This is a genomic window from Mumia quercus (assembly GCF_025506335.1).
Lineage (GTDB): Bacteria > Actinomycetota > Actinomycetes > Propionibacteriales > Nocardioidaceae > Mumia > Mumia quercus.
In genome coordinates, this window is record NZ_JANZYO010000003.1 from 502,758 (window position 1) to 517,244 (window position 14,487).

Here is a 14,487-nt window from a genome sequence, read left to right on the forward strand (position 1 = left end):
ACATTGGCGGATGGCGTACAGCACCCTTTCTTCTGAGCACGAGGCCTTCCGCAAGGTCGTCCGCGACTTCGCCCAGGCCGAGATCGCCCCGCACGTCGCGCAGTGGGACAAGGACCACCACTTCCCGGTGGACCTCGTCACCAAGATGGGCGAGCTGGGCCTGTTCGGACTGACGGCGCCGGAGGAGTACGGAGGCTCCGGAGGCGACTTCACGAGCCTGTGCGTCGCCATCGAGGAGCTCGGTCGCGTCGACCAGTCGATCGGCATCACCCTCGAGGCCGCGGTGGGGCTCGGGATCAGCCCGATCCTCACGTACGGCACCGACGCCCAGAAGGCGCGGTGGCTCCCCGACCTGGTCGAGGGCCGGGCGCTCGCCGGGTTCGGGCTCACCGAGCCGGGCGCGGGGTCGGACGCGGGCGCGACCGCGACCAAGGCCACGCTGGAGGACGGCGAGTGGGTGATCGACGGCGCGAAGCAGTTCATCACCAACTCCGGGTCGGCGATCACCTCCGTGGTGACGGTGACCGCCCGTACGGGCGTCCGTGAGGGTGGCAAGCCCGAGATCTCCACCATCATGGTCCCCGCCGGCACGCCTGGGTTCGTGGCCGAGCCCGGTTACGACAAGCTCGGCTGGCACATCTCCGACACCCACCCGCTGACGTTCACCGGCTGCCGCGTGCCGGAGGAGAACCTGCTGGGCGAGCGTGGTCGCGGCTACGCGCAGTTCCTCGCGACGCTCGACGACGGCCGCATCGCGATCGCCGCGCTCGCCGTCGGCTGCATCGAGGCGTGCCTCGATCTCGCGCGCGAGTACGCGCTGGACCGGCAGACGTTCGGCGGCCCGATCGGTCGCAAGCAGGGCGTGGCCTTCCAGATCGCCGACCTCGCCGTCGCCGCGCGAGCGGCGCGCGCGCTCACGTACGAGGCCGCGGCGATGAAGGACGCCGGCGTCGGCGGGCAGGAGCTCAAGCAGGCCGCCTCCATCGCCAAGCTGTACGCGACCGAGCAGGCGGTCACCGCGACGCGCATCGCGACGCAGGTGTTCGGCGGGTACGGCTTCATGGAGGAGTACCCCGTCGCGCGCTTCTACCGCGACGCCAAGATCCTCGAGATCGGCGAGGGGACGTCCGAGGTGCAGCGGATGCTGATCGCGCGCGGCCTCGGCCTGCCCGTCGAGTAGAGTCGCCGGCCATGGCGTACGAGCTGCTCCGACCGGTCGAGGGCGATTGGGAGCAGGTCCGCGACCTGCGTCTGCGGGCGCTGAAGGACACGCCGATCGCGTACGGCGAGCGGTACGGGGACGCGGTGCGCTTGGACGAGGCCGAGTGGCGCACGCGTGCCGCCCGCGGAGATGCGCAGGATAGCGTGCAGGTCGTCGCGCGCCTGACGGACGGCGAGGCGGCCGGACGCTGGGTGGGGACGATGGCGGCGTTCGTCTCGCGGGGCCTGCCGCCGTACCTCCCCGGCGCGGTCGAGGAGCCTGACGCGCCGCGTCAGGCGAACCTCGTCGGCGTGTTCGTCGACCCCCAGGTGCGAGGGCGCGGGGCCGGCGTCGCCGAGGCGCTGCTCGACGCCGTCGTCGCCTGGGCGCGTGACGAGCAGGGCCTCGACCGGCTGCACCTGCACGTGCACGAGGACAACCCGCGGGCGGCGGCGTTCTACCGCCGGTACGGGTTCGTGGCCACGGGGGAGTCCTACACCGACGTCCTGCATCCCGGCGCCGAGCGCGAGATGGTGCTCCCGCTCGACTGAGGTCCCGTACGCACGCGTTGGTGCATGAGTCGTCACGCGAGCCGCGCCGGTGACCACTGAGGGACCAACGCTGCGGGCGATCAGTGCACCGGGGTGCGCCAGAGGTCGGTCCACCGGACGCCGAGCGTGGCGACCATCGTCCGCAGCAGCGGCAGCGACAGTCCGACGACGTTGTGGTGGTCACCCTCGATCCGCTCGACGAACGCGCCTCCGAGGCCGTCGACGGTGAACGCGCCGGCGACCTGCAGCGGCTCACCGGTCGCGACGTACGCCTCGATCTCGGCGTCGTCCAGGTCGGCGAAGTGCACCGTCGTCGCGGCGTCGTCGGACACCTCGCGCTCCCCGAGCCGCACGCAGTGCCCGGTGTGGAGCACGCCGGAGCGGCCGCGCATCGCCCGCCAGCGCTCGACCGCCGTCTGGGCGTCGGCCGGCTTGCCGAGGACCTCTCCCGCGAACGCCAGCACCGAGTCGCACCCGACCACGAGCGTGTCGTCGGGGCTCTTCAGCCGGTGAGCCACCGCGCGGCACTTCAGGCGCGCCAGCTCCGTGGCCACCACGACCGGGTCGTCCGACACGATCACCGACTCGTCGACGCCCGAGACGATGACCTCGGGGACGATGCCGGCGCTGCGCAACGTGGCGAGCCGGGCGGGGGACTGGGAGGCGAGGACGAGGCGCGGTCGGGTCACGCCGTCAGCGTAGGCGAGGCGTCAGCGGCAGGTCGGGCCACCTCGCCTCGGTTCTAGCGCGGGAACGCCGACCGGCGCCACCCGTCGTGCCCGTGGGCGTGGACGGGGCGCGTCGCGCGGGCGGGGTCGCCCCACGCCGAACGCCGCGCCGCAGGGGCGGGCCCTGCCGCAGCGCCGCGGGCGGCGACGACAGCGACGAGCGCAGCGAGCTCCTCCGGCGTCGGGTCGCCCTTGACGACGCGGAGGAGAGGTGCGGTCTCGGCGCTCACAGCGGGATGTTCCCGTGCTTCTTGGGCGGCAGCGTCTCCCGCTTGCTGCGCAGCAGGCGCAGCGCGCGGACGATCTCGGTGCGCGTCTCGTGCGGCTGGATGACCGTGTCGACGTAGCCGCGCTCGGCCGCGATGTACGGGTTGGCCAGCGTCTGCTCGTACTCGTCGATCAGCTCGGCGCGGGTCGCCTCCGGGTCGTCGGCGGCGGCCAGCGTCTTGCGGTGCAGGATGTTGACCGCGCCCTGCGCGCCCATGACCGCGATCTGCGCCGTCGGCCAGGCGATGTTGAGGTCGGCGCCGAGATGCTTGGACCCCATCACGTCGTACGCGCCGCCGTAGGCCTTGCGGGTGATCACGGTGACGAGCGGGACCGTCGCCTCGGCGTACGCGTAGATCAGCTTGGCGCCGCGGCGGATGATGCCGTTCCACTCCTGGTCGGTGCCGGGGAGGAAGCCCGGCACGTCCACGAAGGTCAGCACGGGCACGTTGAACGCGTCGCAGGTGCGCACGAAGCGGGCGGCCTTCTCCGACGCGTCGATGTCGAGGGTCCCTGCGAACTGCATCGGCTGGTTGGCCACGACGCCCACCGAGCGTCCCTCGACCCGGCCGAAGCCGATGAGGATGTTCGGCGCGAACAGCGGCTGCACCTCGAGGAAATCGCCGTCGTCGAGGACCGACTCGATGACGGTGTGCATGTCGTACGGCTGGTTCGGCGAGTCCGGGATCAGCGTGTCGAGGGCACGGTCCTCGTCGGAGATCTCGAGGTCGGCCTCCTCGTGGTGGACCGGGGCGTCCTCCATGTTGTTCTGGGGGAGGTACGACAGCAGCGCCTTGACGTAGTCGATCGCGTCGTCCTCGTCGGAGGCCATGTAGTGGGCGTTGCCCGACTTCGTGTTGTGCGTACGGGCGCCGCCGAGCTCCTCCATGGTGACGTCCTCGCCGGTGACGGTCTTGATGACGTCGGGTCCGGTGATGAACATGTTGGAGGTGCCGTCGACCATCACCGTGAAGTCGGTGACGGCCGGGGAGTAGACGTGACCGCCTGCGCAGGAGCCCATGATGAGGCTGATCTGGGGGATCACGCCGGAGGCGTGGACGTTGCGGCGGAAGATCTCGCCGTAGAGGCCCAGGGAGACGACGCCCTCCTGGATCCGTGCGCCGGCGCCCTCGTTGATCCCGACGATCGGGGAGCCGGTCTTGATCGCGAGGTCCATGATCTTCGTGATCTTCTCGCCGTACACCTCGCCCAGCGAGCCGCCGAAGACGGTGAAGTCCTGCGAGAACACGCAGACCTGCCGGCCGTCGACCGTCCCGTAGCCGGTGATGACGCCGTCGCCGTACGGGCGGTTCTTCTCGAGCCCGAACGCGGTGCTGCGGTGCCGTGCGAGCTCGTCGATCTCGACGAAGGAGCCCTCGTCGAAGAGCATCTCGATCCGCTCACGGGCGGTCTGGCGGCCCTTCGCGTGCTGCTTCTCGACCGCCTTCGCCGACCCGGCGTGCACGGCCTCGTCGAGACGACGCTCGAGGTCGGCCAGCTTGCCGGCCGTGGTGTGCGTGTCGATCTGACCCGGCTCGGGTGCCACTGCTTCGCTCACGGGGTCAGGGTAGCCGCACGGTGCCGCCACCCCACCGAAGGGCGCGGATCGTGGGACAGTGGGCCCATGAACGAGCTGCCGCCCGACTCGCCACTCGTCCGCCGCCCCCTCGACGCCGCGGGCCTCGAACAGGCGCTGGTCAGTCCGAGGTCCTGGTGGCAGGAGGTCCGGGTCGTCCCCGAGACCGCGAGCACCAACGCCGACCTGGCCGCGCTCGCGCGTGCCGGCGCTCCCGAAGGCACCCTCCTGACGACCGACCACCAGACCGCCGGGCGCGGGCGCCTCGACCGGACGTGGGAGATGCCGCGGTACTCGGCGATCGCCGTCTCGGTCCTCGTCCACCCGAACGTCGAGGGGCACCGTTGGACGTGGCTCCCGCTGCTGGCCGGGCTGGCCGCGGTCGCCGCCGCACGCCAGGCGGGGGTGATCGCGGAGCTCAAGTGGCCGAACGACGTGGTCGTCGAGGACCGCAAGCTCGCCGGCATCCTGGTCGAGCGCGTCGACACCCCCCACGGCCCGGCCGCCGTCGTCGGCTGCGGAATGAACGTCTCCCTCACGCCGGAGGAGATCGGCGTCCCCCAGGCGACGTCGCTCACCCACGAGGGCTCACAGACGGCGGAGCGGACCGGCCTGGTCAGCGAGTACGCGCGGGCGTTCGAGGCGCTGTACGACGGGTGGACCAAGGCCGGCGGAGATCCCGACCACGGCCTGCGCGCGGCGTACGAGAACGTCAGCGCGACCCTGGGGCGCGAGGTCTCGGTGCTCTACCCCGACGGCACCACGCTCGAGGGCACCGCGGTGGGGCTCGACGACAGCGGGCGACTCCAGGTCCGCCACGACGGCGACGTCACCGCAGTCAGCGCCGGAGACATCACCCATCTGCGCACCCCGGCATGACACCATGACCCCGTGGGTGTCTCCAAGAAGCTGTTGATCGACGGTGAGCACGAGATCCTGACGGTCCGCACGCACGTGAAGGCGCTGGTCGGCGCGTTCCTGGTGCTCGTGGTCGTCGCCGGCGCCGGCGGGTTCGCAGCGGCGGTGACCGACGGTGTCCTCCGTACGGGGGTGCTCGTCGTCGCGGTGGTCCTGATCCTGGTCTGGGCCGTGCTGCCGTTCCTGCGGTGGTTCACCTGGACCTACACGATCACGAACCGCCGCCTCATCGAGCAGAAGGGCCTCCTCACCCGTACGGGCAGGATCATCCCCCTCAACCGGATCAACGACGTCTCGTACGAGAAGCACCTCACCGACCGCATCCTCGGGTGCGGGACGCTGATCGTGCACGACGCCAGCGAGCAGGAGGGTCTGCGCGTGCGTGACGTCCCGCGCGTCGAGCACGTCCACCGCGAGCTCACCTCGCTGGTCTTCGCCGCGCACCACCCGACCATGACGAGCGACGAGCAGATCTGACGTGGCCGACGACCTGGCCCGCGCCATCCTCGGTGCGGAACCCATCTTCACCAGCGAGGAGATCGCTGCTGCGGCAGGTCTGTCGTACGACGAGATCCGCCGGCTGTGGCGCGCGCTCGGGTTCCCCGACTCGGCGGGCTCGAAGGCGTTCGTCCCCGCCGACCTCGACGCGCTGCAGACCGTCCGTGCCGTCATCGGCACGGGCGTGGTCGACGCGGACACGGTCGTCCGCCTCACTCGCGCGCTCGGGTCGACCATGGCCCGCCTCGCCGACTGGCAGGTGTCGACGATCGCGGAGGTGCTCGAGCGGCGCATCGAGGCGAGCGAGAACGACGGGCCCGACGCGTGGGCGACGTCGGGGCGGGCGGTCGCCGAGGCGCTGGGGCCGGTCTTCGAGCGGCTCCTCGTGTACGCGTGGCGCCGGCACCTCGCCGCGTCCGCGAGCCGCGCGGAGGCGCTGGCCGCGGACGAGGAGGACCTGCTGCGGATGGTGGTGACCGTCGGGTTCGCCGACCTCGTCGCCTTCACCAAGCTCTCCAACGGACTCGACGACGACGGCCTCGCCGACCTGGTCGAGGAGTTCGAGACCCGGTGCATCGACGTGATCACGGAGGGTGGTGGACGCCCGATCAAGACGCTCGGTGACGCGGTGCTGTTCGTGGCCGAGACGCCGGAGCTGGCGACCGACATCGCGTTCGCGGTGGTCGCCGAGATCGGCGGGGACCGCGACCTGCCCGACGTCCGGGTCGGGCTCGGGACCGGCCAGGTGATCTCCCGGCTCGGCGACGTCTACGGCCCGCCGGTCAACCTGGCGTCGCGCCTGACCGCGGTGGCGCGCCGCAACCGCGTGATCATCGACCGCGCCACCGCGGACGGCCTGAGCGACCGGTTCGAGACCCGGGCGATGGCGCAGCGGCACCTCCGCGGGTTCGGCACGGTCGAGCCGCTCACCGTGCGCCACCGCTGGTCCTACAACGGCTGACGCCGGTCACTGCGCAGGGAACACGTACCGTCGGTACGCCCAGAACCGGAACAGCGTGCCGAGCCCCAGCCCGACGACGTTCGCCGAGATGTTGTCCGCGAGAGGGCCGTCGAGCCCGAGCACGTACTGGGAGAACGCCAGGCACGCGACCGCGATGAGCATGCCGATCACGTTCATCACGACGAAGAGCGCGATCTCGCGGCGACGTGTGTGGGGCGAGCGTCCACGCCACGTCCAGTGCCGGTTGCCGAGATAGGTCACGACCATGGCCGCGACGACCGAGAGCACCTTCGCCGTCAACGGCTTGTCCGCCAGCAGCGGGTCCTCGCCTGCGTAGCTCAGCAGGTTGAAGACGGCGACGTCCGTGACGTACCCGGCCAACCCCACGATCCCGAAGGCGCCGACCTCGCGGACTCGCTCGGTGGTCGTCATCCCCCGAGACTACGCGCGCCGACGGCCACGGGTCTGCCCAGCGGAGGCCGTGCGGTGCCGCAGTAGCATGTGCCGCGTGGACAGCCCCATCGACAGCCCCGTGCTCGCGATCGTCGGAGGCGGCCAGCTGGCCCGGATGATGGAGCAGGCAGCCGTCTCGCTCGCGGTCCCCGTGAGCCTGCTGGCCGAGGCGCCCGACGTGAGCGCGGCCCAGGTCAACCCGACGTCGACCGTGGGGGACTACCGGGACCTCGACACCCTCCGTACGGTCGCCGCCGAGTGCGCCGTCGTCACCTTCGACCACGAGCACGTACCGCCGGAGCACCTGCGGACCCTGGACGCCGAGGGGCACGCCTGCCGCCCGGGGCCGCACGCGCTGCTCTACGCCCAGGACAAGCGGGAGATGCGCGAGCGCCTCACTGCACTCGGCGTCCCGTGCCCGCGGTGGGCACCCGTCGCCGACGCGGCGGACCTGGAGCGGTTCGCCGCCGAGGGCGGCGGCTTCCCGGTCGTGCTCAAGACCACGCGCGGCGGGTACGACGGCAAGGGCGTATGGGTCGTCGAGGGCATCGACGACGCCGCGGACGCGTTCGCTGCGGGCGTCCCGCTCCTCGCCGAGGAGCTCGTCGACTTCTCCCGCGAGCTCTCCGCGCTGGTCGCGCGCTCGGCCTCCGGCCAGGTCGCGGCGTACCCGGTCGTCGAGTCCCGCCAGGAGAACGGCATCTGCCGCGAGGTGATCGCGCCGGCGCCTGGGCTGGCGGCCGAGCTCGCCGCCGAGGCGGAGATGCTGGCGATGAAGGTGGCCGGCGAGCTGGACGTCGTGGGCATCCTCGCCGTCGAGCTCTTCGAGACCGCCGACGGCCGCATCCTCGTCAACGAGCTCGCGATGCGCCCCCACAACACCGGGCACTGGACGATGGACGGTGCGGTCACCAGCCAGTTCGAGAACCACCTCCGCGCCGTGCTCGACCTGCCGCTCGGCTCGCCGCGCGCCCGCGCCCCGTACACGGTGATGGTCAACATCCTCGGCGGCGAGGTCGGGCGCCTGTACGACGGCTACGCGCACGTGATGGCGCGCGACCCGGGGATCAAGGTCCACCTGTACGGCAAGGCGGTCAAGCCCGGGCGCAAGGTCGGGCACGTCAACGTCTACGGCGACGACCTGGACGACCTGCTGGAGCGGGCCCGCCACGCGGCGGCATGGTTCGAGGGACGCCTCGACGACGAGATCGAGGACGAGGCTCAGGAGGCCCCCCGTGAGTGAGACACCGAAGGTCGGCATCGTCATGGGGTCGGACTCCGACTGGCCGACGATGAAGGCGGCGGCGGAGGCGCTCGAGGAGTTCGGCGTCGCGTACGAGGCGGACGTCGTCTCCGCGCACCGGATGCCCGACGAGATGCTGGCGTACGGGCGTGAGGCGCACACCCGAGGCCTGCAGGTGATCGTCGCCGGCGCCGGGGGAGCGGCTCACCTGCCGGGGATGCTCGCTGCGGTGACGCCGCTGCCGGTGATCGGGGTGCCGGTCGCGCTGAAGTACCTCGACGGGATGGACTCGCTGCTCTCGATCGTGCAGATGCCCGCAGGCGTGCCGGTGGCGACGGTCGCGATCGGCAACGCCCGCAACGCCGGTCTGCTCGCCGTACGGATCCTCGCCGCCTCCGACCCCGCCCTGCGTGACGCGATGGTCGGGTTCCAGGAACGCCTGGCCGACGCGGCTCGCGCCAAGGGCGCCGTCGTACGCGGGGCGCGCAGCGACTAACTAGTAGAGGCCCTTGGCGTACTGCTCGCCGTAGTACGCCTCGAGCTCCTCGAGCGTGTCGTTCGGCCGTTCGAGGCGCTGGGCGACCTCTGCCCGGCTGGGCAGCGCGTCGGGGTGCCACGTCTGCGGGTCCCACAGGTGCGAGCGCATGAACGCCTTCGCACAGTGGAAGAACACCTCTTCGACCTGGACCTCCAGCGCCAGGATCGGGCGGTGGCCTTTGACGACGAGCTCGTCGAAGTACGGGGCGTCGGACACGATCCGGGCCCGGCCGTTGACGCGCAACGTGTCACCGCGACCGGGGACGAGGAAGCACAGCCCTGCGTACGGGTTCTCGAGGACGTTGAGGAAGCCGTCGACGCGCCGGTTGCCGGGGCGCTCGGGGATCGCGAGCGTCGTCTCGTCGATGACGTGGGCGATGCCCTCCGGGTCGCCCTTCGGCGAGACGTCGCAGCGGCCGCTGGCGTCGGACGTCGAGACCAGGCAGAACGGAGACGCGGCGAGCCACGTGAGGTGGTCGTCGACGAGCGACGGACGCACCTTGTCGCGGGCCCGCGGGAGCGGTTCGCCGACGACGGCCCGCAAACCCTCGACGGTGGTGATCTCGTGGACATCGGTGACGGCGCTCACGAGCACAGCCTAGGGCCGCGCGTGGGGGCGGTGTCCATGGATTAAGGGGCGACGGAGTGGGCTGGTTAACCCTTATTAGCATGGGAGTCGTGACTGACCAGCCCATGTTCGCTCTGTCCGAGGAGCACCAGGCCATCCGCGAGGCCGTCCGCGCGGTGTGCGATGCCAAGGTTGCCCCGTTCGCCGCCGCCGTCGACGAGGAGGCGCGCTTCCCGCAGGAGGCCTACGACGCGCTCGTCGCCTCCGACTTCCACGCGCCGCACATCGGCGAGGAGTACGGGGGAGCGGGCGCCGACGCGCTCGCCACCGTCCTCGTGATCGAGGAGGTCGCCCGCGCCTGCGTGTCGTCCTCGCTCATCCCGGCGGTCAACAAGCTCGGCAGCCTCCCGGTGATCCTGTCGGGCAGCGAGGACCTCAAGAAGAAGTACCTGACGCCCGTCGCCGCCGGCACGTCGATGTTCTCGTACGCGCTGTCCGAGCCCGACGCGGGCAGCGACGCCGCCGGCATGAAGACCCGCGCCGTCCGTGACGGTGACGGCTGGGTCCTCAACGGCGTGAAGCGCTGGATCACCAACGCCGGTGAGTCCGACTTCTACACGGTCATGGCGGTCACCGATCCCGAGAAGCGCTCGAAGGGCATCAGCGCGTTCGTCGTCGAGAAGTCCGACGAGGGTGTGTCCTTCGGTGCCCCGGAGAAGAAGCTCGGCATCAAGGGCTCGCCGACGCGCGAGGTCTACCTCGACAACGTCCGCATCCCCGCGGACCGCATGATCGGCGCCGAGGGCACCGGCTTCGCGACGGCGATGCGCACCCTCGACCACACCCGCGTCACGATCGCCGCGCAGGCGGTCGGCGTCGCGCAGGGTGCGCTCGACTACGCGCTCGGCTACGTCAAGGAGCGCCAGCAGTTCGGCAAGGCGATCGCGGAGTTCCAGGGCCTGCAGTTCATGCTCGCCGACATGGGCATGAAGGTCGAGGCCGCCCGCCAGATCACGTATGCGGCCGCGGGCCGCAGCGAGCGCGGCGACAAGGACCTCACGTTCTTCGGTGCCGCCGCCAAGGCCTTCGCCTCCGACACGGCGATGCAGGTCACCACCGACGCCGTCCAGCTGCTCGGCGGCTACGGCTTCACGCGCGACTACCCGGTCGAGCGGATGATGCGCGACGCCAAGATCACGCAGATCTACGAGGGCACCAACCAGGTGCAGCGCATCGTCATGGCGCGTCAGCTCCTCGCCGGGATCCAGTCCGAGCTCTAACGATCTGCAACGTCATACGTATCGTGGGTTCCTACCCGCGATACGTATGACGTTGCGGCGAGCCCGCGGCTATGTCGTCAGCGCGGCCATGCCGGCGCGGGTGAACTCGAGAACGCGGTCCACTAGGGCTGGCAGGTCCTCGCGGGTCGCTTCGTCGGCCCGGTAGAGCTCGCGCAGGCCGCCCACCAGCGTGTACGCGGTCAGCCGTGGCACGAGCGCATCCGGCGACATGCCGAGCTCGTCGCCGAGGGCGTCGGCGACCACGCGTTCGAGCGCGGTGTAGAACGCCCCGGCGCGGCTGCCCAGGTCGGCGTCCTCGGCGATCAGGGCGGCGCGCTTGGCGTGCAGCGCGAACATCTCGCCGGGCTCGCGGCCCTGGTCGGTGTCGTCTTCGCCGAGAGCGCGCATCGTGTCGTGCATCCATTCTCCGACCACGTCGAGGGTGTCACCGGTGCGGTCGGCGAGGCGAGCCGCGAGCGACTCCGGAGCGAACGGGTCGTCTGCGAACAGCAGATCCGCCTTGGCCGGAAAGTGCAGCGTCACGGTGCGTGTGGCGACGTCCGCATGCTCGGCGATCGCCGCGATGGTCGTGTTCCGGTAGCCCTGCGCGGTGAACAGCTCGAGTGCGGAGGCCCGGATCCGCTCGCGAGTCTGTCTCTTCTTCCTGTCCCGTCTGCCTTCCATAGAGGCAAAAGTAGCATCTAGCCAATCAATGCACTCCATGCTACTTTTACACGAAACGTATTCAGTGAGAGGGGTGGAGACGGGGGTCTCTCACGACGCGCCGCTCGGGGCGCCGCCGCGAACGGTCCTCAGGGTCGGCTCGTAGGGCGCCGGTTGCGCCCGAGGCACCGGCTGACTCGCACTCACCTCGCGAGTTCTCCGAGAGGGGTCGTCATGACCACCGTCGCCTCATCCACGTCAGGCACAGCGTCCGCGCACACGTACGACGTCGTCGTCATCGGTGCTGGCCCGGTCGGCGAGAACGTGGCTGACCGCGTGACACAGGGCGGTCTCAGCGCCGCGATCGTCGAGCGCGAGCTGGTCGGTGGCGAGTGCTCGTACTGGGCCTGCGTCCCGACCAAGGCGCTGCTGCGCAGCGGGGACGCGCTCCGCGCGGCTCGCCAGGTCCCCGGAGCGCGGGAGGCGCTCACGGGCGGCCTGGACGTGGCGGCGGTGCTGGGCCGGCGCGACGCCTTCGTGTCGAGCTGGAAGGACGAGGGCCAGGTGTCCTGGCTCGATCAGACGGGGACCGCCCTGTACCGCGGGCAAGGACGGATCACCTCCGCTCGGGTCGTCGAGGTGACCGGCGTGGACGGCGCCACCACCTCCTTGACCGCACGGCACGCGGTCGTCATCGCCACCGGGACCGGGGCACTGGTGCCTGAGATCACCGGCCTGCGCGAGGCACGGCCGTGGACCAACCGTGAGGCGGCTGCCGCTCCGGCAGTGCCCGGTCGGCTCGCCATCCTCGGCGGGGGTGCGGTGGCAGCGGAGATGGCGACCGCCTTCGCTGGGCTCGGGGCGTCGGTGACGATGGTGGTCCGCGGCGGGGTGCTGCCGCGGGCGGAGCCGTTCGCAGCCGATGTGGTCGTCGAGTCGCTGCGAGACGCAGGCGTGTCGGTCCGCCTGGGCACCGAGGCCACGTCCGTGACACGGAGGACCGACGGGACCGTGCAGATCGATCTCACCGGCGGTGAGCAGATCGAGGCCGACGAGCTCCTCGTCGCGACCGGCCGTACGCCGAGGACCGAGGACATCGGGCTGGACGCCATCGGCCTGACCCCGGGCTCCTGGCTCGAGGTCGACGACACGCTGCGCGTCCTCGCCGCCGACGGCGCACCGGTCGGAGACGGGTGGTTGTACGCCGCCGGGGACGTCAACCGGCGTGCGCTGCTGACCCATCAGGGCAAGTACCAGGCCCGAGCCGTCGGAGACGCCATCGTCGCGCGTGCCACGGGGGAGCCGGTCCAGGACGGCCGGTGGGGTCGGCACGTCGCGACGGCCGACGAGCGCGCGGTGCCGCAGGTGATCTTCACCGATCCGCAGATCGCGTCCGTGGGGTTGACCGCAGCGGCTGCCGCGGCGGCCGGGTTGCGGGTCCGCGTCCTCGACATCGACATGGGCGCGGTGACCGGCGCCGCCCTGCACGCCGACGGATACCGCGGCCAGGCGCGCATGGTCGTCGACGAGGAGCGCCAGGTCGTCGTCGGTTTCACGCTCGCCGGGGCCGACGTCGCAGAGCTTCTGCACGCGGCGACGATCGCCGTCGTCGGCGAAGTCCCGCTGGACCGCCTCTGGCACGCGGTACCGGCATTTCCCACGGTCAGCGAGGTGTGGCTCCGCCTGCTCGAAGCGTACGGCCGCTGACCGCCCCGCCCATAGAACGTCCCGTCGCGACCGCGACGGGAGAAGGAGAGCACGACCTCTGGAAAGGACATCTGTCATGCGAATCCATACCCTCAAGGGAGCCCTCGTCGGCACCGCCGCGGCCGCTCTGCTCGCCGCGACCCTGCCGGCGACGGCGACCGGCGCCGCCCCCGCCGGCGGGAAGCACTCCCCGTCGCCCAAGCCGACCATCGTGCTCGTGCACGGCGCGTGGGCGGACTCCTCCAGCTGGGACCCGGTCATCAAGCGCCTGCGAAAGGACGGCTATCCCGTCCGGGCCATCGCCAACCCGCTGCAGGGTCTGACGAGTGACACGGCCTACCTCAGCAGCTACCTGACCGCGATCGAGGGACCCAAGGTGCTCGTCGGCCACTCCTACGGAGGCGCCGTCATCACCAACGCGGCCACGTCGGTGCCCGACGTCAAGTCCCTGGTGTACATCGCCGCCTTCATCCCCGCCAAGGGCGAGACCCTCGCCGAGCTCACCGAAGGGTCGGACCTCCCGCTGACCTACACGCCGGTCCCTGGCGGCGTGGACGTCGCCATCGACGTGGCGAGGTTCCCTGAGGTCTTCGCCGGCGATCTCGACAAGACGACGGCCGCGAACCTCGCGATCACCCAGCGGCCCGCCAACTCGGCGACCGTCACCGACGCCAGCGCGGTGGAGGGCTACCGGACCCTCCCGTCCTGGGCCCTCCTCACCCGCCGTGACCACGCCATCGATCCCGCGCTCCAGCGCATGATGGTCGGCCGCGCCGGCGCCCACGTCACCCAGGTCGACGCCTCCCACGCGGTCATGCTCAGCCGCCCCGGCGTCGTGACCGACGTCATCGAGCGAGCCGCGCGGTGAGCCCGATCCATCCCCTCGACGAAAGAAGGACACCATGACCGCCAAGCTCACCATGATCTACGCCAACCCGGTCGACGAAGAGGAGTTCGAGCGTCGCTACAAGGCGCACAAGGAGCTCGTGGCGCAGGTCCCGGACCTCCTGCGCGCGGAGTACGGCAAGGTCTTCCCCAAGGAGGACGGCACCCCGCGGCCGCGGTGGCGCACCGCCGACCTGTACTTCGCCGACTACGACACGGCCGTTGCCGCCTTCGACGGCGAGAAGGGGATGGCCGTCGGTCGCGACGCCTTCGAGCTCGCCACCGGTGGAGTCGAGTTCCTGCTCTCCGACGTCGAAGACTGACGGCGTGGCAGACATCCGTGACGACAAGGCGGTGGGCACGGGCCTCGGTCCGTGCCCACCGCTACGTCAGGACGTGAGGTCGTACGTGCGGTACCTGATCACGAACCGGTCCAGCCGCGCGGGCTTCT

At 71.2% G+C, this 14,487-nt stretch carries 17 protein-coding genes; 11 read left to right on the forward strand and 6 right to left on the reverse strand.

The window, feature by feature from the left end:
- The first annotated feature begins 10 nt into the window (after positions 1-10).
- Positions 11-1,180 carry an acyl-CoA dehydrogenase family protein gene (locus tag NYZ95_RS08905; protein ID WP_262850772.1) on the forward strand — a complete coding sequence of 390 codons (1,170 nt, stop codon included), beginning with the start codon at positions 11-13 and terminating at the stop codon, positions 1,178-1,180.
- An 11-nt stretch (positions 1,181-1,191) separates the two neighbouring features.
- A complete protein-coding gene (locus NYZ95_RS08910; RefSeq protein WP_262850774.1) occupies positions 1,192-1,752 on the forward strand; it encodes a GNAT family N-acetyltransferase in 561 nt (186 codons plus the stop codon).
- Positions 1,753-1,832: 80 nt separating this feature from the next.
- Here the strand turns inward: NYZ95_RS08910 and NYZ95_RS08915 are convergent, their stop codons facing one another.
- The 3 genes from NYZ95_RS08915 to NYZ95_RS08925 are packed head-to-tail and all read right to left on the reverse strand — an operon-like array spanning position 1,833 to position 4,305.
- Positions 1,833-2,441 carry a Maf family protein gene (locus NYZ95_RS08915; RefSeq protein WP_262850776.1) on the reverse strand — a complete coding sequence of 203 codons (609 nt, stop codon included), beginning with the start codon at positions 2,439-2,441 and terminating at the stop codon, positions 1,833-1,835.
- A 53-nt stretch (positions 2,442-2,494) separates the two neighbouring features.
- Positions 2,495-2,710, reverse strand: coding sequence for an acyl-CoA carboxylase epsilon subunit (locus NYZ95_RS08920; RefSeq protein ID WP_262850778.1), 216 nt, complete (start codon positions 2,708-2,710; stop codon positions 2,495-2,497).
- Complete coding sequence (locus NYZ95_RS08925; protein WP_262850779.1) at positions 2,707-4,305, reverse strand: acyl-CoA carboxylase subunit beta; 1,599 nt, start codon at positions 4,303-4,305, stop codon at positions 2,707-2,709. The genes NYZ95_RS08920 and NYZ95_RS08925 overlap by 4 nt, the downstream gene beginning before the upstream one ends.
- 66 nt (positions 4,306-4,371) lie before the next feature.
- On the opposite strand from NYZ95_RS08925, the gene NYZ95_RS08930 reads away from it, so the two are divergent.
- The 3 genes from NYZ95_RS08930 to NYZ95_RS08940 are packed head-to-tail and all read left to right on the forward strand — an operon-like array spanning position 4,372 to position 6,700.
- Complete coding sequence (locus tag NYZ95_RS08930) at positions 4,372-5,202, forward strand: biotin--[acetyl-CoA-carboxylase] ligase (protein ID WP_262850781.1); 831 nt, start codon at positions 4,372-4,374, stop codon at positions 5,200-5,202.
- A gap of 12 nt (positions 5,203-5,214) precedes the next feature.
- On the forward strand, positions 5,215-5,718 hold the full coding sequence (locus NYZ95_RS08935) for a PH domain-containing protein (protein ID WP_262850783.1): 504 nt from the start codon (positions 5,215-5,217) through the stop codon (positions 5,716-5,718).
- A 1-nt stretch (position 5,719) separates the two neighbouring features.
- The gene (locus NYZ95_RS08940; RefSeq protein WP_262850785.1) at positions 5,720-6,700 is read left to right on the forward strand and encodes an adenylate/guanylate cyclase domain-containing protein; all 981 of its coding nucleotides are present in this window, start codon (positions 5,720-5,722) and stop codon (positions 6,698-6,700) included.
- Positions 6,701-6,706: 6 nt separating this feature from the next.
- Here the strand turns inward: NYZ95_RS08940 and NYZ95_RS08945 are convergent, their stop codons facing one another.
- Positions 6,707-7,132, reverse strand: a complete 426-nt coding sequence (locus NYZ95_RS08945) for a GtrA family protein (RefSeq protein WP_262850787.1) — start codon at positions 7,130-7,132, stop codon at positions 6,707-6,709.
- Positions 7,133-7,199: 67 nt separating this feature from the next.
- On the opposite strand from NYZ95_RS08945, the gene NYZ95_RS08950 reads away from it, so the two are divergent.
- Both NYZ95_RS08950 and purE read left to right on the forward strand, forming a co-directional pair.
- Positions 7,200-8,396 carry a 5-(carboxyamino)imidazole ribonucleotide synthase gene (locus NYZ95_RS08950; protein WP_262850789.1) on the forward strand — a complete coding sequence of 399 codons (1,197 nt, stop codon included), beginning with the start codon at positions 7,200-7,202 and terminating at the stop codon, positions 8,394-8,396.
- Complete coding sequence (gene purE, locus NYZ95_RS08955) at positions 8,389-8,892, forward strand: 5-(carboxyamino)imidazole ribonucleotide mutase (RefSeq protein WP_262850790.1); 504 nt, start codon at positions 8,389-8,391, stop codon at positions 8,890-8,892. Before NYZ95_RS08950 ends, purE begins: the two co-directional genes overlap by 8 nt.
- Here the strand turns inward: purE and NYZ95_RS08960 are convergent, their stop codons facing one another.
- A complete protein-coding gene (locus NYZ95_RS08960; protein ID WP_262850792.1) occupies positions 8,893-9,522 on the reverse strand; it encodes a pyridoxamine 5'-phosphate oxidase family protein in 630 nt (209 codons plus the stop codon).
- Positions 9,523-9,602: 80 nt separating this feature from the next.
- Between NYZ95_RS08960 and NYZ95_RS08965 the strand changes: the two genes are divergently transcribed.
- Positions 9,603-10,781, forward strand: coding sequence for an acyl-CoA dehydrogenase family protein (locus tag NYZ95_RS08965; protein ID WP_262850794.1), 1,179 nt, complete (start codon positions 9,603-9,605; stop codon positions 10,779-10,781).
- 69 nt (positions 10,782-10,850) lie between these two features.
- On the opposite strand, the gene NYZ95_RS08970 is transcribed toward NYZ95_RS08965, so the two are convergent.
- Positions 10,851-11,465 carry a TetR/AcrR family transcriptional regulator gene (locus tag NYZ95_RS08970; RefSeq protein WP_262850796.1) on the reverse strand — a complete coding sequence of 205 codons (615 nt, stop codon included), beginning with the start codon at positions 11,463-11,465 and terminating at the stop codon, positions 10,851-10,853.
- Positions 11,466-11,678: 213 nt separating this feature from the next.
- Between NYZ95_RS08970 and NYZ95_RS08975 the strand changes: the two genes are divergently transcribed.
- The 3 genes from NYZ95_RS08975 to NYZ95_RS08985 all read left to right on the forward strand — a co-directional run bounded on the left by NYZ95_RS08975 (position 11,679) and on the right by NYZ95_RS08985 (position 14,359).
- The gene (locus tag NYZ95_RS08975) at positions 11,679-13,151 is read left to right on the forward strand and encodes a dihydrolipoyl dehydrogenase family protein (protein ID WP_262850797.1); all 1,473 of its coding nucleotides are present in this window, start codon (positions 11,679-11,681) and stop codon (positions 13,149-13,151) included.
- Positions 13,152-13,227: 76 nt separating this feature from the next.
- The gene (locus NYZ95_RS08980) at positions 13,228-14,019 is read left to right on the forward strand and encodes an alpha/beta fold hydrolase (protein WP_262850798.1); all 792 of its coding nucleotides are present in this window, start codon (positions 13,228-13,230) and stop codon (positions 14,017-14,019) included.
- Between the two features lie 34 nt (positions 14,020-14,053).
- Positions 14,054-14,359 (forward strand): EthD family reductase, encoded by a 306-nt coding sequence (locus NYZ95_RS08985; protein WP_262850799.1) that lies wholly within the window; start codon positions 14,054-14,056, stop codon positions 14,357-14,359.
- The last annotated feature ends 128 nt before the right edge of the window (positions 14,360-14,487 follow it).